Raw genomic sequence first — 19,712 nt, 5'->3', positions numbered from 1 at the left:
AGCACCATGGATATCGCATTGACTTGGGCGCTTACGTTTACTGATTCGCAGAAAAACGGCCATTATACCCCAAAGACCGGCAGAGTCAGCCGTTGCCAGACAAAAAAAGCCGCACTGGTTACCAGTACGGCTTATCAAATAGAACGAACAACACCGAATCCTTTTTTGGTCTATCGTCGATATTGCCTCTTAAACCGGATGAGATTTGAGCATATCCGCCTCATAGCGTTCCTGATCCCTGATCGCCTCGATAACCATGGTCTCGACTTCTCGCTCTGCTTCAAGCAGCTGGGCAAGTTGATTGGTCCCAACAGAATCAACCATGTCCCCATTCGATCTCTTTTCCAGTGCCTCTTGCATATCCGCCATTCGCTCTTTTAACAGGAGCATTGTAAATGCCTGTGGATTATTAGCCCCTTCAAGACTGAGACTGTCGCCAAGATATGGCTGATCGACGGGATTTTCTTCACTGGCTGTCACTGGTGGCTCTGCCGGGGGTATCGGAGACTGTGCATTTTTAGTGCTTTCAAGACTATTGTCAGGATTTGGCTGATCAGTTCCCTTTTTATCATTGCCCGTTACTGGTGGCTCTGCACGCAGCATTGGAGCCTGTGAATTATCGGCATCCTCAATACTGGCACTATCGCCAGGATATGACCGATTGATGGTATTTTTTTCACGGGCTGTCACGGGAGGCTCTGCACGCAGCACCAGAGCCAGACCTTCAGCCGCATCAGCTAACTGTTGCTCAGATGGAGCGGCCTGATTGCGCACAGAGTCCAGCGCAGAGGTGTCACGAGCCGAAAAGAAACTGAACAGGCTATTAACTACCTCCGGGCTTACCAGCGATTTCAATGCCTCAGGAGAGCCTTTTCCTCCCCGGGGCTGACGACTTTCAATGTCACGATCCGATACCCGAAGGATCTCCCTGTCATAGTCAGCAGCAATAAGACTGGTCAGCCTGGAGCGAACCTCGTCACTGTCAAAACGCTTTTCTAATACTTTTAATTCATGTTTAAGTTCATCCAGCTGCTCTTCACCGGATTCCAGAGATTCCGGACTGATAGCCTTCACCAGGGGGACCGACAGGTCCCTGGCCGCATTATCATCAGAACTCGAAAGCAGCGCCTGTTTTGCATTCAGTCGCACCTCTGCGGCCATTTTCTTCCCTTTTAATACTTCTATTTCAGCATCCAGCGCTGGCTTCTGATGATCAGGAGCCCTGTCCCGTTCTGCCCGTTTGCTGTTGATCGAATGCTGCGTAGACTCAATCGTTTTTCTCATTGCACTAATGTCTGATGAAAGAGAGACTTGTGCCTGTCGATCCGCAGCCCGTATTTCAATGGTTGTCACACTATTAAGTACCTTAATGTCATTAATCGCACCTCTTAAGGACAACAGCAGGTTCTGGGTATCAGAAAGATCAAGCTCCCCAGGAGTCAGGGCATTATTCTGGGCAATCATGGCACGAAACGAATCAAGCCTTGACTGCAAGGATTTTGCCAGATAGTCAACACCGTTGCTGCCACTATTTAACGGAGCATTCAGATGGACACCCGCCTGACTTCCGTCCGGACCGGAACTGGCAGATTGTGAGACAGAATTTGCTGGACTGTAGCCACTACTTACCCCATTCCCGGGATTTGCTGAAACATTGCCCGGTGTGCCCGGAGCAGGCGTTATTCCTGTTTGTACACCACCCGGTTCTCCAACTGTGTTCGACATAATAACGCCCTCCCTGACCCTGACGCCTGAAAATCACCCTGCCCGGTATTCGTTACCGGACAACAAACAATCCCTGAAACACCTTCACTGCAATTTGCCACGAACAAAACTGGTCAATTTTTTCGCCTGCTGAAGCTCATCTTTCCAACGGGCAGACTGGCTTGCTCTTATCACCGCCTCAGATAAGGCTTTCTGAGCCAGAGACCAGCGCTCAATCTCAATAAAGCATTTAGCCATCATCAGAGAAGCCCTTGGATCCTTCTGATCAAGCTTTGCCCCATGAGCCAGCGTTGCCGCAGCCTGGGCAAAAAGGGAAAGCTCATACTGAGACAAACCCAGGCCAAGAAAATAGGAATAGCTGGTATGATCAAGCAGACAAAGATGTCGGAAAACCTTTAATGCATCGGTATAATGCCCGGAATTAAACTGGGCAAAAGCCACCCTGTAGATAGCATCAAGCTGACATTGGTCTAAATTGCGAAGTTCTTTCATGGTGCCACCTTTAGCCAGATAAGCGAGCCAAAGTGACGCTGAGGACGGCTGATCAGCCTTATTATCCATAACCCTCAAAAGCCTCATCCCTGATAAATTTGTGTAAGGTATTATTCCATTATAACCAGTTTATATTTATACCTATTTATCATTAGTGGTAGCAAGGCTGAAAACTGACACAATCACTTTACAAATCAAATGTTTATATAAAATTCCGTGCTACCTTTTTTTCACTCAGCACCTGAATTAAAAATCAATCGTACGGAATTTGTGGATACTTACAGATGGACTGAGGCCTCAGAACATACAATAACTCATTGATAAAGCTATCACCGGAATAAGCAATTCAGATAATAAAAGACTTGTATGCACTGACCTACTCTGATTACAAGGCATCTGGAATATTGATTCACTAATTTTTAAGCAAAAAAAGAGGGCATTTGCCCTCTTTTTTTCAACTTAAGCAGTTAACTGCTTAAAATGCAGCGACAGAGTAAGTCAGGTAGAGACGGTTAATGTCTTCGTCATACAAAGTACCCAGCCTGAAATCATCAGCAGGAGAATCTACGCTTCCATCTGCGCGGTAGTTAACGTACAACCATGCAAGAGACAAGCCCTCAAGAGAACCATCAAAGGCATAAGAGATATAACTACCGTACTCACGACGTTTGAAGTCATTAATCTCTTTAGCATCATCCCCTTTGGCATACCAGACATCCAAGCTCAGGCCTGCAAGCCCCTGATCAGCAAAGTTATAGCCCCCGCTAACAACGTAAGCTTTTTCACCTGCCAGAGAGTAGTCTTCCCACTGAGCAAGGCTGGAGTTGAAGTTATCATTATTACCGTCTACGTACTGGTCAATGAAATCTCCATCTTTGGTCTTGTTGTAGCCGACACCTACGTAAGCGTTGCCATAATTATAAGTAGCATTCAGGTTGTAATACTTTGCTTTGTAGTCAGACCCAATTTCAGGCTCATTATCAGCCAAATCGCCATTAGCTTTTGATTTACCGTAACGAACATCCAGATCTACAGAGCTCATATCATCAAGCTCAAAGCTATAACCTGCTTTCAGGAAGAGCTGCTTGATCAGTTCTTTAGATTCGCCATACTCAGCAACAAGATCCAAACCTTCATAGCTGTAGTTACCACCAAAGATTCGAACATTATCAACTTTGTTGTTATTTCCATCACTCAGATCATTGCTGAAGGAAGAATCATTACGCTCACTAAAACCAGTAATTTCAGTAAAATACAGATCAGCGCCTTCAAAACCAATAGAAAGATCGTAACCTGTAGAACTTGCACCCAAGATACGGGAGCCAGAGTCAGCATAGGTTTCTGTACTACGCTTTTTAACACCGACCGTACCCGCCAGATCGACACCACTGAAAGTATGCTTCGCTTTCAAGTAAGCCTGTTGAAAACCTGAAATAGAGTGAGAATCAACTAATGTGTCATCATCTCCATCCATATCAGCATCTATATATGAGCCAGCAACGTTTGAAGCAGAATAGTTAAGTCCTTCTTTAATTTTCAAAGGACCAGCATAACCTGCGGTAACAACCGCACCAACCAAACCATTAACATAACCACTGTCAAAGTCAGCTACCAAACCATGAGACCATTCATTACGATCATAGCCACGATCATCTTTGGCTTTTTCTTTCCAGTAGTAGTTCTTATAAGTAAACGTCAGACTCGGATCCATAGTCACTGCTTCAGAAGCCTGAACAGAGGTAGCGGCGACAGCTGTAGCAACAGCTACACCCAGTGCGCTTTTAGCGAGGGTTTTCATAATCAGAATGCTCCCTGAGTACTTTGTGTTGTGTTTATTATTGCGACTACCACCAACTGACATAAGCAGTTCCCCTTGGTGATATACGTCCTGTTCGCAACGAGAAATCATTTTTCTACAACCCTGATCAAATTGCAACCATAAAAAAAGGAGCCGGTAAGCTCCTTTGGTTTTGCAGCTCTTATGAGCTTTTACCTATAAACTGCCTAAGATGCTGCAAACTCCTTCAGCTTCTTCAATGGCCTTACCTTCACCTGAATAGAAGCAGGCTTGGCTGGCACATCCATTAATTCGCCGGGTTTGAAAGGGTTTGGCACACCTTTTTTGGCTTTTTGCGCCGGTTTTTTCTTGGTCACGATTTTTAACAGACCGGGCAAGGTAAATTCACCACACCCCCGTTTTTTAATATGGCGCTCAACCAGTTCACTCAGCTCATCCATTACCGCACTGACCTGCTTTCTGCTAAGCCCGGTATTTTCTGCAATTTCTGCCAGCATCTGGGTTTTGCTGTATTTTTCCTTGATTGCGGGTGCTTTTTTCCCAGCCATAGTCGTACTCTCCTGATGAAAATTCCTTTTAAGCCTTTCCTTTAGGCTTTCCCTTTTAAAGAGGGCATTGAGCGCTTGCTAATGTTTCTACTGTTATCTGATTAAAGCGATCTGCTTTTAACAGCTAACGGCAGGCATCAGCGACTGCATTATCTGCCACAGCACCAGGCGGATTTGGTACCTCCCTTTCTCAATAAGACATTACCAGAGTTGCCTTATCACTCCATGAGTACAACGTTATCTATTAACAACCTCTAAACATTTCTACATCATTACGAACACTATGCTTAATAGAAGGCGGCAGCAGTAGATTTTCAAGGTACTGAATACCACTATAATATCGGTATTTTTCCACGTCGAGCATTTTTTACCAAAAGATTCACACCCAAATAACAGAGTCAATCCAACCTTCCAACAACCGACCAGAAAGCCCATAGCGCTGTTTACAGGGTCTTTCCCGCCTGCCTGCACCGTCCGTGAAGTGTCCCGATTCATGTTAAATGTCAGGCAGGCCTGTCAATATTTGAGAAATAAACATCATAAAGGTACATTAACACTGATATGGGAAACCATGTGTTCCATCATAATAAGTTGCACAATGTGTTTGTCGGGCTCAATGTTGTCTGGTCATGATTAAAAATGCACGACAGCTTTTCACCAGACTCTGTTTTCACGGATGGCTTGCGGTTCTGAAAAGCTTACGCGTAGAAGGGCTCGATGTTTTCAACTGATACTGATAACAAATTAAGGGAACATGCCTTGAAACATTTAAAAACAGTTCATCTTTTAACCGGCCTGCTGGCATTTTTTTTCGTCATTGCCATCATGACCAACCTCTACCAACCGTCAACAGCCGCTGCCAACCCAACCAACCCGGTGGTTGCACTATTACTGATGGCCGCTTCATTAAATTTAATGACAGGAGCCTACCTGAGCATGCGCAATGGCTTCCAACGGTGGCTGCAGATAGCCGGGTCCATCCTGCTGTTTTCAGCGCTCTGCGCAGCGGTTGGTTTCGCCTATAACAACACCCTGATGATCTCTGGAGTGACTCTCGACCAGATTACGCTGTTTTCAGTCAGCACCGGCACCCTGTTTCATGTTATCGCCAACCTGCCCGGCAGTTCCGGCTCATCGGCTGAACCGCTTGATGACTCCGGACGGGAAACCGGCTCGGTCAAATGGTTCAATATCACTAAAGGGTTTGGCTTTATTACCCGTGATATGGGTGAAGATGTCTTTGTCCATTATCGAGCCATACGTGGTGAAGGACACCGAACCCTGAGTGAAGGACAGCGGGTTGAGTTTATTGTGGTTGAAAGGGACAAAGGTCTTCAGGCGGAAGATGTTATTGCCGCACCAAAAGGAAGATAGGCATTCCGGTCTTCTGGCTGGCAAGCGTTATTCCGGCCAGAAGAATCCAGAGCCGTCTAATCATCAATAGTGGGGAGGAGGTAACTCTTCCTGGCTTTCCAACTGTTCAGCCACCATCTCTTCAAATTGCTTTTTCAGTTGCGCCATGGCTTCTGTCAACCGGTCAATATCTTTCTGCTGCCGGGTCACCACTTCATTCAATTGAGCAATCGTATCTTCCTGAAAACTCAACTGGGTTTGCAGCTCAAGCAGTTCATCTTGCATCGTTTGTTACTCCCACAGGCAGCCAGCCAAATCACTTCCAGTCATCATAAAAAGATCAGTTACAAGCAACTGGAAGTAGATTAATGTGCGCAGTCTACTCCTTGAGCTTCAGCCTTCCAAATTTACCTTACCTGTCAGTTTGAGCCCATTGGAAAGAAGACATATCGGTAATGCCCCTCTTCAGCTTTTGCATCACCTCTGAGAGCTGTTCATCCGTATAAGGTCGGGCTGGATGCCTGCCCCAGACCGGCGCTGGCCAGGCAGCATCAGCCGTGAAACGGACAACATGATGCACATGCAGCTGTCGAACCACGTTACCCAGCGCGGCCACATTCATCTTGTCTGCACAGAAAAGCACCTGCAGCATTTCCGCCAGATATGAGGATTCAAAAAGCAGCTGTTGCTGGGCCGCCTCATCCAACTGATAAATCTCTTCTACCCCCTGGATACGGGGAACCAGGATAAACCAGGGATACTGGCTATCGTTCATTAGCAAAAGGCGACAAACAGGAAAATCACCAATAACCACACAGTCTCTTGCCAGCTGGGGATCCAGTTCAAAGCTACTCACGGCACGGCCCATCCAGAGAATAAGAATAGAGAAGGAATTTTTCAGAACAACCAATCAACAACAGGGGATTTTGCAACAGCGGTTGGTATAATAACCGATTGGCCTTAAAATGGCGCATTAATTGACGTCAAATTTTGACAAGCCTTTTTTTGAACAGCCTGGTAAATGAGCACATGAGAACCAGTCAGTATCTGATTCCAACCCTAAAGGAGACGCCTGCCGATGCCGTGGTCATCAGCCACCAGCTGATGTTGCGTGCCGGTATGATCCGTAAACTGGCATCCGGCCTCTATACCTGGCTGCCCCTGGGTCTTAGAGTTCTGCAGAAAGTAGAGAACATTGTCCGTGAAGAGATGAACCGCTCCGGCGCATTGGAAACCCTGATGCCCGCCGTTCAACCAGCAGAACTGTGGCAGGAAACCGGTCGCTGGGATCAATTTGGCGCTGAACTGCTGCGCTTTCAGGATCGCCACGGTCGTGATTTTGTGATTGGCCCAACCCATGAAGAAGTCATTACCGACATTGCCCGTAACGAGTTGAACAGCTATAAGCAGCTGCCGATCAACCTGTACCAGATCCAGACCAAATTCCGTGACGAGCGTCGCCCACGTTTCGGCCTGATGCGTGGCCGCGAATTCCTGATGAAAGACGCCTATTCATTCCATGCAACTGAAGCGTGTCTGCAGGGAGAGTATCAGAATATGCACGTGACCTACTGCCGTATCTTTGACCGCCTGGGTCTGGAATACCGTGCAGTGCAGGCCGACAGTGGTGCCATTGGTGGCAGTGGTTCCCAGGAGTTCCATGTACTGGCCGAGTCCGGTGAAGACGCCATCGTATTCAGTGACCAGAGCGACTACGCAGCCAACATTGAGAAAGCAGAAGCCATTGCCCCTGCTGGTGACCGCCCTGCCCCCTCTGAAGCGATGACACTGGTGGACACTCCGGATGCCCGGACCATCGATCAGCTGGTAGAACAGTTCAACCTGCCTGTTGAAAAAACCATCAAGACCCTGATTGTTGCGGCTGCAGAAGACGCTGACAGTGAGTTCATTGCCCTGTTGATCCGTGGTGATCACGAGCTTAACGAAGTCAAGGCTGAAAACCTTGCGGATGTTGCTTCTCCACTGCGCTTTGCCACCGAAGAAGAAGTTAAAAACATCATGGGTGCCAGCCCTGGTTCACTTGGTCCGGTTAACTGCCCAATCCCGGTGATTGTTGATCGAACCGTAGCGAAAATGGCCAACTTTGGTGCCGGTGCCAATATCGAAGGCAAGCACTACTTCGGCATCAACTGGGAGCGTGACTGCACCTTCAACCGCGTTGAAGACCTGCGCAATATTCAGGAAGGTGACCCAAGCCCCTGCGGTAAAGGACAGCTGTTTATCAAGCGTGGTATCGAAGTTGGCCATATTTTCCAGCTGGGAACCAAATACAGTGAATCCATGAACGCCACGGTTCTCAGTGAAAATGGCAAAAGCATTCCCCTGGCCATGGGCTGCTATGGCATCGGTGTATCCAGAACCGCCGCCGCCGCCATTGAGCAGAACTACGATGACCGCGGCATTATCTGGCCGGAAGCCATCGCACCTTTCCAGATCGCCCTGGTTCCTCTGAAGATCGAAAAATCCGAAGCAGTCCGTGAAGCGGCCGAAAAACTTTACCAGGAACTGACCACAGCAGGCTTTGAAGTGCTGATGGACGACAGAAAAGCCAGCCCCGGAGTTAAGTTTGCCGATATGGAGCTTATCGGTATTCCACACCGTGTGGTACTGAGTGACCGGGGCCTGGCCGATGGCATGGTGGAATACAAGCACCGGACTGCAAACGATAAAGAAGATATTAAGCTCAGTGAAATTATCGAACTGCTTAAAGAACGCACAAAACGCTAACGGTACTTTATCTGCTGACAGCCTTTTACCCGCTATAAGTAGCTTGCTGAAAACTGCCAACCCCAAAGCCCTATTCCGGGCTTTGGGGGTTGTGGCCGTCCTTGTCATGGCTCTTGTCATGCCAGCAGCCAGTCAGGCGGAATGGCACGATCCGATTTTACAGGAAGTACTGTCACGTTCACTGGATCAACCCAGCAGCTTTGACGATCATTTTGACGCCGAGGTCTGGCTGGTTGATATGTCTGCCCGTCTGGCCCGGTTTATTAAAGACCCGGACCTTCGGCTCAAGGTGCTCAGGATGATTCACTTCGAAGCATCCAAAGTAGATTTACAACCGGAGCTGGTGCTGGCACTGATTCATACCGAGTCTGCCTTTGACCAGTATGCTGTGTCTTCGGCTGGTGCCCTGGGTTTAATGCAGATTATGCCGTTCTGGAAGAATGTTATTGGCCGGGATAAGGACAACCTCATCACCATCCAGACCAACCTGCGCTATGGCTGCACCATTCTCAGTTATTACCTTGAGAAGGAGAACGGCAATCTGACCAGGGCTCTGGCCCGGTATAATGGCAGCCTGGGCAAAACCTGGTATCCGGAGCGCGTATTGACCAACTGGGAACGTCACTGGGTTGTAAATTAACCGGTGGTAAACGAGTCAAACGCCTGCAGCGACTCTTCGGCAATGGAAATATTAACTACCCTGGCCAGAGGCGGTCCTCTATGAAGCCATTCCTCCAGCTTCGCAACGGCTTCTTCTGAGCCACACATCAACACTTCAACCCGGCCATCCGGCAGATTTCTTGCCCAGCCACCGATGCCCAGACGACGGGCTCGCTCCTGGGTTGAGCCCCGAAACCAGACACCCTGCACCCTGCCTTCAACAAAGGCTCTTTTGCATACATCAGCCATTGGACGAGGTTTCCTGTAATTGGTGTTTACTCAACTTATTAATCTGCTCTTCAAGGCTTTTCCTGGTCTGTGGTCCAAACAGTTTGGTCACCACCTTGCCTTCCGGTGAAATAATATAAGTAGCGGGTAACACTTGGGGAGGAGGCTCGTTCAACGCTGTCATTGGTGACTCCTGAAGTACCGGAAAGCGGATATCCAGTGCTTTTGCCTTATTGATTAGCGAATCCCCCTGACTGCTGTCAAAATCAACGCCCAGCACTCTTACCTGACCATCATTGGCCAGCTCATTCAGCTCAGGAATCTCCTCCCGGCAAGGGTCACACCATTCTGCCCAGAAATTCAACGCGAGCCACTGATCATTATCACTGGCAAGGGAAACAGGATCCCCGTTTAAATCCATAAAAGTCACTGGTTTGCTACAGGCCACAAGAGCCCCCAACAGTACCACCAGAAAACATTCCAATGTTCTTTTTATCCTCACGAATACCTCCAGAAAAACATTCATCGGGCAGTCTGCACTATGTCATGCAGCCCCTGTTTAATTCACACTTCATTTGTGCTTTACCTGCCAACGCCCTGGCCGTATCACGAGCCAGATCAGCGGACCCGGCAGTAGCCAGAACCACGCCAATCCGCCGGGCTCCATGGAGCCCTGGCTTACACGCACTTCAGTATTAGCCACAGACCGCACCTGATCAAGGTGACCAAAGGCAGCCCTGCCCGACTCAGGGAACCACAAGCCACGATGATCCATGAATGATTGTTCAGATCAGGCCCGGCAAGAGCAATACCCGCTATTTAGACAGTAATTGATCCAGCGAACAATCCAGCGCTTCCAGGCGGGCACTGTTTACTGTCTGCAACCTCTGAATCAAGTCCGATAACCAGTTCGGATCATCAGCAATAAGAATATTCCGGAGCTGCTCATCCTGAGGCATCGGCCAGGGCAACTGCTCACAGAAAGTAAACAGACTGATGTGTCTGAGATCCCTGGCAAGGAGCCATTCGCCGTCATCGCTCTTGCTGATCAACCCCATTGCCATCAGTCGGGCGGTATGACTCTCCCAATCATCAAGAGAAACCGGAAGATCACGTTTGCGCACATCGCTGTAATGCAACCCCCGCCCCTGCTCAAACTGCTCCTGCAACTGCTTAAGGATTAATAAAATCGAGATTAACGGGTGTGGCCGCTCACTACCGGTCTGTTTGCCATAAAGATCCAGTGATCGAACCAGCACGGCACCAAACAGCACCATCAGCCAGCTCAGATACACCCAGAGCAGAAACAGAGGCACAGCGGCAAAAGCACCGTAAATCAGCTGATAGGTAGGCGACAAAGTAATAAATAAGGTAAAGCCAGCCTTGGCCAGTTCAACCAGAATGGCAACAAAAACCGCACCGGCCAGCGCATGACGAACCGGCACCTTTCTGTTGGGCACCGCCGTATACAGCAGGGTAAGAACCAATGTACTGAGAACAACAGGCATAAGGCGCAAAAGCCACTGCTCTGCGCCCAGCATGGCCGTGGTATGAGAAACCAGTTTGAAAGATGCCAGATAAGAAGTCGTAAGAAACCCGGCACTCAATAGCACAGGCCCCAGGCTGAGGATGGCCCAGTACAGCAAGAAACCGGTCATGCCACGGCGCACATGCGCTACCTGCCAGATAGTATTCAATGCCTTATCAATGGTTCTCAGCATTAGAAAAGAAGTGACCAGCAGGAAAGCAATACCAATACTGGTTAATTTTCTTGCCTGTTGGGAAAAATCGTTCAGATAAGATTGAACCATCTCCCCCGTCGAAGGCACAAAACTGGTAAAGATAAAGTTCTGAATGGTGTCTCCAACATCCTGAAGACTGGGCACCGCTGACAGGATACTGTAGGTGACCGTCATCAGTGGCACCACGGCGAACAGCGTCGTGTAGGTCAGTGCCGCTGCATTTTCAATGCAGCGGTTATCCAGAAAGCGTTTAATAACCGTCGTGAAAAAACTCTGGAAGGATGACCAGAATTGCAGTACCGGTGCCATGATGAACTCCCTGTCAAACAAGAGGTAAGTGTACCGAATTCAGAGGCTGAAAGAGACAGGTTTACTTTTTCGGCCTTGGAAACCCTTCCAGAATGTTTGCCACTGCCTCGTTAATTCTTGCAGTTCGCTGTTCCGGTGAAAGCCCTTCCTGAATTCTGCCCACGGAGCGCCCACGCCAGACCACCTGCCTGGTCTCCGGGTCAATAATATCAATAATCAGAGATCCTTCTTCATATTCCTGTACACGGCTGTCAGTACTGACACCGAGCCCCCAGGGGCTGAAACCATAACCGAAAGAAGTGGTCACCTGTCGTTCTTCCCTGCGGGTTTTCTGGCTGGCAATATAATTGACCAGAAAATCGACAGCGGCCTTATCTGAGTCAACCCGTTGAAACCCTCGAGCCGCCAGTACACCATCCACCGCATTGTGAACACGCTGATCCATCAGGGCTTCAAAATGATATCCCAGCTTTTGGGACTCCTGATTTGGCTCAATCCAGCGATAAGCCTTCATTCCTGTCAGGGAACGCTCAGTATCATAGTCCCAATCTACGCTTTGGGATGCACACCCTGCCAAAATCACGGTCAGAAGCACCATGATACTGCCAGATAGTTTTCTTATCACAGACATAATCTCTCCCTCAGGTCCAGCACCGCATGGGTAGTAGCATCATGCCACTTCATGACTATACATCCGACATCTATTACAAATGATTTGCAGAGCATCCATAGAGATTGGTAGGCTTTGCGGAAAATATCCATAGTTCTGTGACATACACTAGGCAAGGTCATCATGGGCATTACTATTTTTCACAATCCACGCTGTTCAAAATCCCGTCAAACCCTGAGCATTCTGGAAGAGCAGGGAATCAGTCCTGTGGTGGTACTGTACCTGGAAACCCCACCGGATGCAGATCAGCTGAGAGCCATTCTGGGCAAACTTGGCATCAATGCCCGGGATCTGCTTCGTAAAGGAGAACAGGAGTTCAAGGATAATAACCTCAAAGATCCATCCCTGACGGAAGAGCAACTGATCAACGTTATGTGCGAGTTTCCCAGGTTGATTGAGCGCCCCATTGTGGTCAATGGCGAAAAAGCCAGAATTGGCCGCCCCCCTGAGTCCGTGCTTGAGATTCTTGACAGATAGCCAAAAGAATAACAGTTATACTTGGCGATAGGACACAGGCATGTTCATAGCGGTTTATGAATTTGAGATTAAAGAAGGTACAGAGACTGAGTTTCGCAAAGCATGGCTGGAAGTGACAAAAGCCGTCTACCAGAATTGCGGCAGCTTTGGCTCAAGACTACACACTTCAGATAACCCAAACATTCTGGTCGGTTATGCTCAATGGCCAGATCGCCAACAATGGGAAAAGGATCATGAGCTGACCGATGCTCTATATCTTCAGGCTCGCCAAAGAATGAAATATTGTCTTGTTCAATTAAAGACCGTATACCAGCTGGAAGTGAGTGATGACTATTTGCAGGCATCTCCAGCAACATAAGCTTGATCACTTTCCCATCGGCCCCTTAACCAGAGTTGTACACCAAGAACAATGCAGCAAAAAGCTAACCAAATCTATCAAGTCTGCCTGGCACTCTATGCTGGCCTGATTCTCTCTCTGCTGGCAGAAACCTGTTGGTTGAATCCGCCACAGGGTTCGATCTTTGGTATCTCCGCCCTGCAGATACTGCCACTGCTGTTGCCACTTCCCGGCCTTTTGAAGCGTGGCCTGAGAGCAGCCTCCTGGCTCTGTTTTATCCTTTGCTTTTATTTTATCAGTGGCGTTCTTGATGCCTGGTTCAGGCCGGAACAACCCCAGGGCTGGCTGATCACCGGATTCAGCGTACTGTTATTTATTACTTCTATGATGTTTGTGCGCTGGCAGGCTCAGGCGAACAGGTTAGTGGAGAGTTAGTACCGACACAGGCTCGCCCCCTTTTCGGTCCGGGCCTGATGATAACTGCAACTCAATATGCCCGGACGCCGTGCCAGTTTCACTTTTCAGGTAGTCGTATCTGGCCTTTTGCAAGCTCTCCAGTTGATCAGGCGTCTTTGGCCAGTTTTTCAGTAACCAGCTTTCGGCTTCCTGAACCCTCTGCCCGGGTGGTTGCTCACCCACTTCAGGAATTTTCTGGTGACGTCGGGTAGCCAGATACATTTGCTCCACAAGCGATGCCCGCACCCCGGGTGGAATAGTGATCACCTCTGAAGGCTCCACTGAACTGGTCGCTGCGTACAGTTCCAGCAATGCCTTTTCCAGTTCATAACGTGAGAGTTCTGGCCAATCTCTGGATTCAGAAACACCCACATTAATCAACACATTCAACTCTGGTCTCTCGATAAGCGCTTTCTTAAGGCTGACCAGATTTTTTTGTGATCGCTTTGTTAATGTCGCTTTACCCGCTTCATGATAGAGCACAGGTTCAAGAGCATGACCCGTGGTGTGGGAAAGGTAGTCGAAGGGAGTTTGGACAATGGTTATAACACGCTGCTCAACCGCCCGATAGATACGCTCTGTTAATCTCGATTTACCGGGCTCAAGGGAAAACGGGATAGCCGCTCTACCTGATGAATCCGTTATCAGGGCTTTTAATAAATGGATGGATGAAACCGGCAAGCTGTTTGCGATCTTTTTTGCCTGCCAGTCAGAAATATCAAGCTGACCCGTATGATTTTGACTGTTATAACTCAAGTCAAATTGGCTACCCTGCATATCATAACCGACAACAGCCGAATACTTTTTTAAAGGACCTGAAAGTCGAGCATCGTTGAGCTGAAATGCATAATCATTACCAGAGCCGGATAATTGGCCACTCAACTGCACATCCCCAATATTGGCCAGTGCAGCACTGAACTGATAGATCCGGGAATCTGTTTCTTTCCCCGAAATAACATCTGCGCTTCCGTTTATGTTTTCAAATATCCAGGGCGAATAGCCGCTTGCCAGTTCAAGACGACTGTCGTTAATAGCAAGTGAAGTAATGACAACAGGTAAGGTTGGCATTAACTGAACCGGAAACTCTCCTGCCAGTGTTTCTGGCACTCTCAGGTCAAGACCTGAAATAGCCAGTTCTGCCGTAGATTGCACAGGATCATTGCCATGAAATTGCAGGTTGTTCAGATGCCACTGCTGCCAATCGGCAGATATTCCTGACAATAAGAGCTGCCCACTTTGTCCTTCCGCATTGCCCTTCAGGGTCAGGCCGCTTAGCTTATCCCAGGACAGTGACAATGTTGCACTTACTGTCCCTGAAAAACGGTCACTGGCAGACAGTTCATTATTCAGCGTTACCAATACTTCAACGGGAACAGTCTTAACAAGCGATGACAAAGGCAGTTCGACCAGCCTCACCTCACCATCCAGCAAGCCTTTACTGACCTCATAAACGCCAGAGAAGCTCCAGTTCTCACCATCACGGTTATCTGAATGAATTCTGATTCTGCCCTCCCCTTCTTTCACCAGCGTCAGCTGGTCAAAAGAGAGTGGCTGATCTATTCCGGTGATGGAAAGGCTGCCACGGTTGATGGACAGCCTTTGAAAGTGCTTCGGCAGAGGGAAGGCAATCAACTCCGGATCAATAGCAATGCTGACCTTATCCAGTTCAATCCCACTTAACGATTCAACGTTTTCACCAAACCACGGCCCCCACCAATGGCGATAGTTCAACACGACACTGACCTTTTGAGCAGTAAACTGAATCCCTTGCTCTTCCACCCGAATATCACTACCGGTCAGTCGACGCTGCCATGGATCAAAAGTAATGTCTTTACCGGGCAAGCGTTGCCCGGTCTGCTGGTTCAGGCTGTTCAGAACCCGATCAGAAACCCGGGCAAACCACAACCACCCAGAAATAGAAAAAACACCCAGAAAAAGCAGCCCCAAAAGCGCAACAAACTGAAAACCACGAACCTTTCTCAACCACATGGACCAGTTCCAAACCTGATGACCACTCCTTAACCCTAAAAATTCCGCAGCAACCAAACCCCAAGATTTTCACCACCCCAGATGCGGAATTTTATGGTCACCATCTCATGACTTCCTTAACAAATGGAATAGTCAGCTTGCGCTTGGCGCGCAGAGAGGCACTGTCCAGTTTATGCAACAAGGTAAACAGGTTGCCCATATCCCGGGAGCCACGATGAATAATAAAGCGGGCAACGTCATCACTCAGGTCGAAGCCACGGTAATGAGCACGAAGCTTAAGCGCTGCGACTTTGTCACAATCATCCAGAGGGTGCACCTGAAATACCATACCCCAGCCCAGGCGGGAAACCAGATCCTGAAGTTGAATCCCCAGAGCCCTGGGAGGATTGTCCGCCGCCACCAGAAACCGGGTTCTGGAATCCCGAAGCCGGTTAAACAGATCAAACAGCGCTTCTTCCCACTCATCAATACCAGCAACCTCACCAATATCGTCAAGGCACACCAGCTGCAGCCGCTCAATACCTTCCAGAAGTTTTGGCGAGTAGTGAACCAGCTCTTTCATGGGCAGATAAATACTTCGCCCGCTGCGACGGTCCACCTGATGACAGGCCGCCTGAAGCAGATGGCTGCAGCCGACCCCTTTGGGGCCGTAGAGGAAAATAAACTGCTCGGATTCGATGCCGGGAACCGATCTATCCATATCCAGAAGATTGACCAGCGTCTCATTTCGCCCACTGTAGAAGTTGGCGAACGTGGCATCGTCTCTTAACTGGACACTGAGCGGTAGCTGCACAGGCAAACTCATAATGGACATCAAATCCGTAAAGGTAGTGTGATACTGACAACAGAAACTGCAACATTACAAAAGACAGTAACACAATAAAACCGTTCAATTATCAACCGGTATTGACTGATATCAATAGACCGGTCAATAAATTGTCTTAAGCCCTGCTTTGCAACCGCTATGACACTATACGGGCTGTTTGTTAACAGAAAAAGAGTATGACAAAAACAGGACAACAAAAGTGTATCAGTCTTTCTCTTCGGCTGCTCCGGCATGGCAAAGATTGCTGGCCTTGTCGTTTCCATACAGGTGGTGCAAGAGTACCATAATTATCGCATCCTTGGGCAGGGGGCTATAAGCTACCCCCAGGATTCTTTATGAAACCAATCCACCGAATCAACCGGAGGTAGACTGCCCCATGTCAGGGACCCATCTTCACGATCTTCAATTTCATATTCAGATCTGTAAAAGGCCCGGAGTTCTTCCTCGTTATCCACAAGTATGGGTAATTGAATCTGAGCGCAATAGTTTTTCAAATTTGCCGACAGGGGAAGCTGATCAAAACCTCTATCCAACACCTGTCGTTGAATGACTCGACGACACTGGCTTTTCAGAGAAAAAAAAGTTCTTGGTAGTTCAGGCGATAAAAGATCCCCATACCTTTCTTTTAATAAGGTTAATACCGTCTTGTAATGAGAAACATCAACGCCTCGCAATGAGCAATACTTATCGACATCCTTAAACGATAAAAAGTTCTTCGGCATTTTGTCGTACAAATACCAGAGTACGTACTCATTCCCATACACAGCTGCAAACAAAAAAACCAGCCCTTCGTTTTGACAGGTCGCTTTTTCCCAGCCTTCACCCAGCAAAATTCGAATATACTGCAAGCACCCATTCTTGATGGCTATTATCAGCGGAAACCAGGCATTCATGTCGCATTGATCAACAGGAGCCCCATGTTCAATCAGCAACACCAATAGATCGGGTCTCTCAGCACCATAATCATTAACCAGTATATTGAGGGCCGATAATCCAAACAGATTAACCAATGTCACATCTGCCTGATAATCCAGCAGCAATCTGACAATATCCTCATTTTTTGTCTTGCAGGCTTTCATCAGGCTTGTCCAGCCATTCACATCCCGGGCATTAACGTCTGCCCCTGAACGCAATAGCAGATCTACAGCATCGGCATGACCCTCTTGTGCCGCCACATGTAAAGCATTCGAACCCAAACCCCTGTTAATCTCAACCGTCTCAACCTTGAGTAAAATTTTGGCAAGCTCCAGGAAATTTCTTTCAATCGCCAGCATTAAAGGAGTACACCAACGACGCGAAGTTTTACTGATTACCTCCATATTAAAATCAAGAAGAGGCTCGTGGATTAAGGATTGGACCACCTCGCTATCATTATTCTCGATAGCAGTGAGTAAACATTCGGCAACATTACCTCCATCACTATTTAACTCAGACTCCCTGCCCCACTGTTTTGCCTCCCCCTGCGGCAAAAGCGCTGGCATCATCTTTTTGCTACACCAGGAAGGCTCATTATTTTCACAGGGGCAAGCGGTCAAATCGGGTAAGGAAACCGACCTTCTGACCGGTTCTCCAATCTCTGAAAAACGATTGCTCAAGCCCAGGCAGGCCGGGGTATTTTCCAGAGACCAAAGCGATCGGTTAAAACACGATAATGGTTTGGTATTTCTGGCTACAGGAGCTGCAACCTGTGCATCCCGGGTATTGCCTTGATACCGCAAATAACTCCAGCCGGTTGTGCAAGAACTATCACTACTAATCACATGGACCACCGCATAGTGTATCTCTGACAGCAAACAGCCTGGAGGCTGCCCGAGAATAGCGCCCGTAGCGAGGATGGCAGAAAATTGAGGATAAAAAGTCGGAAATTTTTAGTGAATAGTGGTTCTATTTGCTAAAAATTTCCGACTTTTTAGACCAATTTGCTGCCACCGCAGTAGGGCAGTCTATACTCGGACAGCCTCCTGGGAGCCTGTCAGTAGGACCAACTGTAGCGCATAGTTGCCGAAGAGTCAGAACCCGGTGCAACCGGCCGGAGGTTTCGCCCCAGGGCCAGGGCATCGGCCAACTGGCTTTCAGAGCCATCAATAACCAGCTCCAACTCAATCGTTGAACCTGCCACCCGATGAACGGACACATCACGAATGGCGGTCATCCGCTCAAGGTATTTATTCAGGGCGGCATAATCTTCCAGACTGGCAACATTCTCAACCACCAGCAGAGTCTTGCCACTGGCATCGGAGGCATCAATGGCATAGTGCCGGGACAAGGTTGTCCCCACCAGATCAGCGGCCAGCTGTGTCACCGCAACAGCATCCAGGCCATTAACCGCCACAGACTGACTCATTCCCCGGAATATCAGCGTCAGCCGACCATTGTAGCGTTCATTTTGCGCCAGACCATCTGGTGATAGAACACGGGATAAACGCCCGGTCAGAATCGATTCAGAACCATAACGCCGGGAAGCGTCCTGCAATTTGTGGGTAAAGCCACCCCATACATCAACGGTTGAAATCGCCCCGGCATCTTCAAAGTCCATCAAAGGAAAGAGCAACGGCAAGCCCCGCCCCTGAAAGCTCTCAGCAAACACCGCTGGAAGAGCGCCTGAAGCATTGACGATTGAGCGCTGCCCACCGCTCTCCACCGCCAGCCATACCAGTGTCGATGGTCTGCTCTGTCCCCAGATGGCCACACCGGCGCTGCGCAGCAGGCGGTTTATCGCCTGCTCATCAAATACCGCCTGCAAAAACTGCTGACGGTTGGAAGAGAAATCCTGATCGACAGAAGAGCTGCGAAAACCAAACTTGCGAATGTAAGTTTCCGGCTTGGCCAGTGCACTTTTTACCACACGGTTGGCCAGCACCTCACGTTGTCCGGCCACTTTCACCAGCACCTCTGCCAGAGCCTGGGACATGGCATCAGCCCGCTCCTGGTAACCTTGTCCGGACACTGGCACTTCCTGACTGTATAACCCTTTGACCGTGGCCGCATGGGTATTTTCAGGCAATATGGACAATACCAGAAGACCCACCACCAGACCGGCCACCTTAACGGCTGAACGGGCTTCAGTAGCGGACAAGAAGGTCAGTGGACTGATCAGGTTTTGCAGGAGAGCGTTGCATCGCTTAGCCACAGGCATCAATAAAATCCTGTACATAAAAATCAAATGAACATCATTCTGCCATAAATCCGGCAAAAAATACTGTATTTGCCAACGTCTGGACAACTGCGGGCATTGAAAACGCACTATGGTAATCACTTCTTAACCTGAAATAAGGTCCAAATTACCACCAGACATCAGCGACAATTCGGTAACAGCATTGCGATAAATACCGCAGCCTCCTAGAATAGCCGCCT

At 48.6% G+C, this 19,712-nt stretch carries 21 protein-coding genes; 6 read left to right on the top strand and 15 right to left on the bottom strand.

Annotation, left to right across the window (positions count from 1 at the left end; all coding sequences use genetic code 11):
- Positions 1-189: 189 nt before the first annotated feature.
- The 4 genes from J7438_RS16960 to J7438_RS16945 all read right to left on the bottom strand — a co-directional run bounded on the left by J7438_RS16960 (position 190) and on the right by J7438_RS16945 (position 4,563).
- Complete coding sequence (locus tag J7438_RS16960; protein ID WP_209277486.1) at positions 190-1,725, bottom strand: hypothetical protein; 1,536 nt, start codon at positions 1,723-1,725, stop codon at positions 190-192.
- An 84-nt stretch (positions 1,726-1,809) separates the two neighbouring features.
- Complete coding sequence (locus J7438_RS16955) at positions 1,810-2,286, bottom strand: SycD/LcrH family type III secretion system chaperone (RefSeq protein ID WP_209277485.1); 477 nt, start codon at positions 2,284-2,286, stop codon at positions 1,810-1,812.
- A gap of 406 nt (positions 2,287-2,692) precedes the next feature.
- Positions 2,693-4,015 carry an OprD family outer membrane porin gene (locus J7438_RS16950; RefSeq protein WP_209277484.1) on the bottom strand — a complete coding sequence of 441 codons (1,323 nt, stop codon included), beginning with the start codon at positions 4,013-4,015 and terminating at the stop codon, positions 2,693-2,695.
- A gap of 206 nt (positions 4,016-4,221) precedes the next feature.
- Positions 4,222-4,563 (bottom strand): HU family DNA-binding protein, encoded by a 342-nt coding sequence (locus J7438_RS16945; protein WP_101746367.1) that lies wholly within the window; start codon positions 4,561-4,563, stop codon positions 4,222-4,224.
- Between the two features lie 1,113 nt (positions 4,564-5,676).
- On the opposite strand from J7438_RS16945, the gene J7438_RS16940 reads away from it, so the two are divergent.
- Complete coding sequence (locus J7438_RS16940; protein ID WP_286196658.1) at positions 5,677-5,937, top strand: cold-shock protein; 261 nt, start codon at positions 5,677-5,679, stop codon at positions 5,935-5,937.
- 63 nt (positions 5,938-6,000) lie between these two features.
- Here J7438_RS16940 and J7438_RS16935 read toward each other — a convergent pair whose 3' ends face one another.
- Both J7438_RS16935 and J7438_RS16930 read right to left on the bottom strand, forming a co-directional pair.
- On the bottom strand, positions 6,001-6,201 hold the full coding sequence (locus tag J7438_RS16935) for a SlyX family protein (protein ID WP_209202664.1): 201 nt from the start codon (positions 6,199-6,201) through the stop codon (positions 6,001-6,003).
- Positions 6,202-6,328: 127 nt separating this feature from the next.
- Positions 6,329-6,772, bottom strand: coding sequence for an HIT domain-containing protein (locus tag J7438_RS16930; RefSeq protein ID WP_503003914.1), 444 nt, complete (start codon positions 6,770-6,772; stop codon positions 6,329-6,331).
- A 173-nt stretch (positions 6,773-6,945) separates the two neighbouring features.
- Here J7438_RS16930 and J7438_RS16925 point away from each other — a divergent pair, with 173 nt between their 5' ends.
- Positions 6,946-8,664 carry a proline--tRNA ligase gene (locus J7438_RS16925; protein ID WP_209277512.1) on the top strand — a complete coding sequence of 573 codons (1,719 nt, stop codon included), beginning with the start codon at positions 6,946-6,948 and terminating at the stop codon, positions 8,662-8,664.
- Positions 8,624-9,304, top strand: a complete 681-nt coding sequence (locus J7438_RS28395) for a lytic transglycosylase domain-containing protein (RefSeq protein WP_209277483.1) — start codon at positions 8,624-8,626, stop codon at positions 9,302-9,304. The genes J7438_RS16925 and J7438_RS28395 overlap by 41 nt, the downstream gene beginning before the upstream one ends.
- Here J7438_RS28395 and J7438_RS16915 read toward each other — a convergent pair.
- From J7438_RS16915 to J7438_RS16895, 5 genes are all read right to left on the bottom strand, one after another.
- Positions 9,301-9,573, bottom strand: a complete 273-nt coding sequence (locus J7438_RS16915) for an acylphosphatase (RefSeq protein WP_209202666.1) — start codon at positions 9,571-9,573, stop codon at positions 9,301-9,303. The genes J7438_RS28395 and J7438_RS16915 overlap by 4 nt on opposite strands.
- Positions 9,566-10,078 (bottom strand): TlpA family protein disulfide reductase, encoded by a 513-nt coding sequence (locus J7438_RS16910; RefSeq protein WP_209277482.1) that lies wholly within the window; start codon positions 10,076-10,078, stop codon positions 9,566-9,568. Before J7438_RS16910 ends, J7438_RS16915 begins: the two co-directional genes overlap by 8 nt.
- A 13-nt stretch (positions 10,079-10,091) precedes the next feature.
- The gene (locus J7438_RS28390) at positions 10,092-10,199 is read right to left on the bottom strand and encodes a hypothetical protein (RefSeq protein WP_353620149.1); all 108 of its coding nucleotides are present in this window, start codon (positions 10,197-10,199) and stop codon (positions 10,092-10,094) included.
- Between the two features lie 168 nt (positions 10,200-10,367).
- Positions 10,368-11,603 carry a YihY family inner membrane protein gene (locus J7438_RS16900; RefSeq protein WP_209277481.1) on the bottom strand — a complete coding sequence of 412 codons (1,236 nt, stop codon included), beginning with the start codon at positions 11,601-11,603 and terminating at the stop codon, positions 10,368-10,370.
- Between the two features lie 61 nt (positions 11,604-11,664).
- Positions 11,665-12,234 (bottom strand): DUF4136 domain-containing protein, encoded by a 570-nt coding sequence (locus J7438_RS16895; protein WP_209277480.1) that lies wholly within the window; start codon positions 12,232-12,234, stop codon positions 11,665-11,667.
- 159 nt (positions 12,235-12,393) lie between these two features.
- Here J7438_RS16895 and arsC point away from each other — a divergent pair, with 159 nt between their 5' ends.
- Genes arsC through J7438_RS16880 form a run of 3 tightly spaced genes read left to right on the top strand, consistent with a single transcriptional unit; the run spans position 12,394 to position 13,522 of the window.
- Positions 12,394-12,750 (top strand): arsenate reductase (glutaredoxin), encoded by a 357-nt coding sequence (arsC, locus tag J7438_RS16890; RefSeq protein ID WP_209277511.1) that lies wholly within the window; start codon positions 12,394-12,396, stop codon positions 12,748-12,750.
- A 40-nt stretch (positions 12,751-12,790) separates the two neighbouring features.
- Positions 12,791-13,108 carry an antibiotic biosynthesis monooxygenase gene (locus J7438_RS16885; protein ID WP_209277479.1) on the top strand — a complete coding sequence of 106 codons (318 nt, stop codon included), beginning with the start codon at positions 12,791-12,793 and terminating at the stop codon, positions 13,106-13,108.
- A 51-nt stretch (positions 13,109-13,159) separates the two neighbouring features.
- Complete coding sequence (locus tag J7438_RS16880) at positions 13,160-13,522, top strand: DUF2069 domain-containing protein (RefSeq protein ID WP_209277478.1); 363 nt, start codon at positions 13,160-13,162, stop codon at positions 13,520-13,522.
- Here the strand turns inward: J7438_RS16880 and J7438_RS16875 are convergent.
- From J7438_RS16875 to J7438_RS16860, 4 genes are all read right to left on the bottom strand, one after another.
- Entirely contained in the window at positions 13,508-15,526 is a 2,019-nt protein-coding gene (locus J7438_RS16875; RefSeq protein WP_209277477.1) for a DUF748 domain-containing protein, read from the bottom strand. The two genes, J7438_RS16880 and J7438_RS16875, sit on opposite strands and share 15 nt — an antisense overlap.
- A 103-nt stretch (positions 15,527-15,629) precedes the next feature.
- Positions 15,630-16,346, bottom strand: coding sequence for a DnaA regulatory inactivator Hda (gene hda / locus J7438_RS16870; protein ID WP_286196653.1), 717 nt, complete (start codon positions 16,344-16,346; stop codon positions 15,630-15,632).
- Positions 16,347-16,675: 329 nt separating this feature from the next.
- Positions 16,676-17,953, bottom strand: coding sequence for an ankyrin repeat and SOCS box protein (locus tag J7438_RS16865; protein WP_209277476.1), 1,278 nt, complete (start codon positions 17,951-17,953; stop codon positions 16,676-16,678).
- Between the two features lie 377 nt (positions 17,954-18,330).
- A complete protein-coding gene (locus tag J7438_RS16860) occupies positions 18,331-19,494 on the bottom strand; it encodes a DUF2066 domain-containing protein (protein WP_209277475.1) in 1,164 nt (387 codons plus the stop codon).
- Positions 19,495-19,712: the final 218 nt, after the last annotated feature.

The sequence above is a fragment of the Thalassotalea sp. G20_0 genome (assembly GCF_017744175.1).
Lineage (GTDB): Bacteria > Pseudomonadota > Gammaproteobacteria > Pseudomonadales > Endozoicomonadaceae > Endozoicomonas.
The sequence above is the reverse complement of the archived record's forward strand: the minus strand, read 5'-3'. Positions and strand labels throughout refer to the sequence as shown.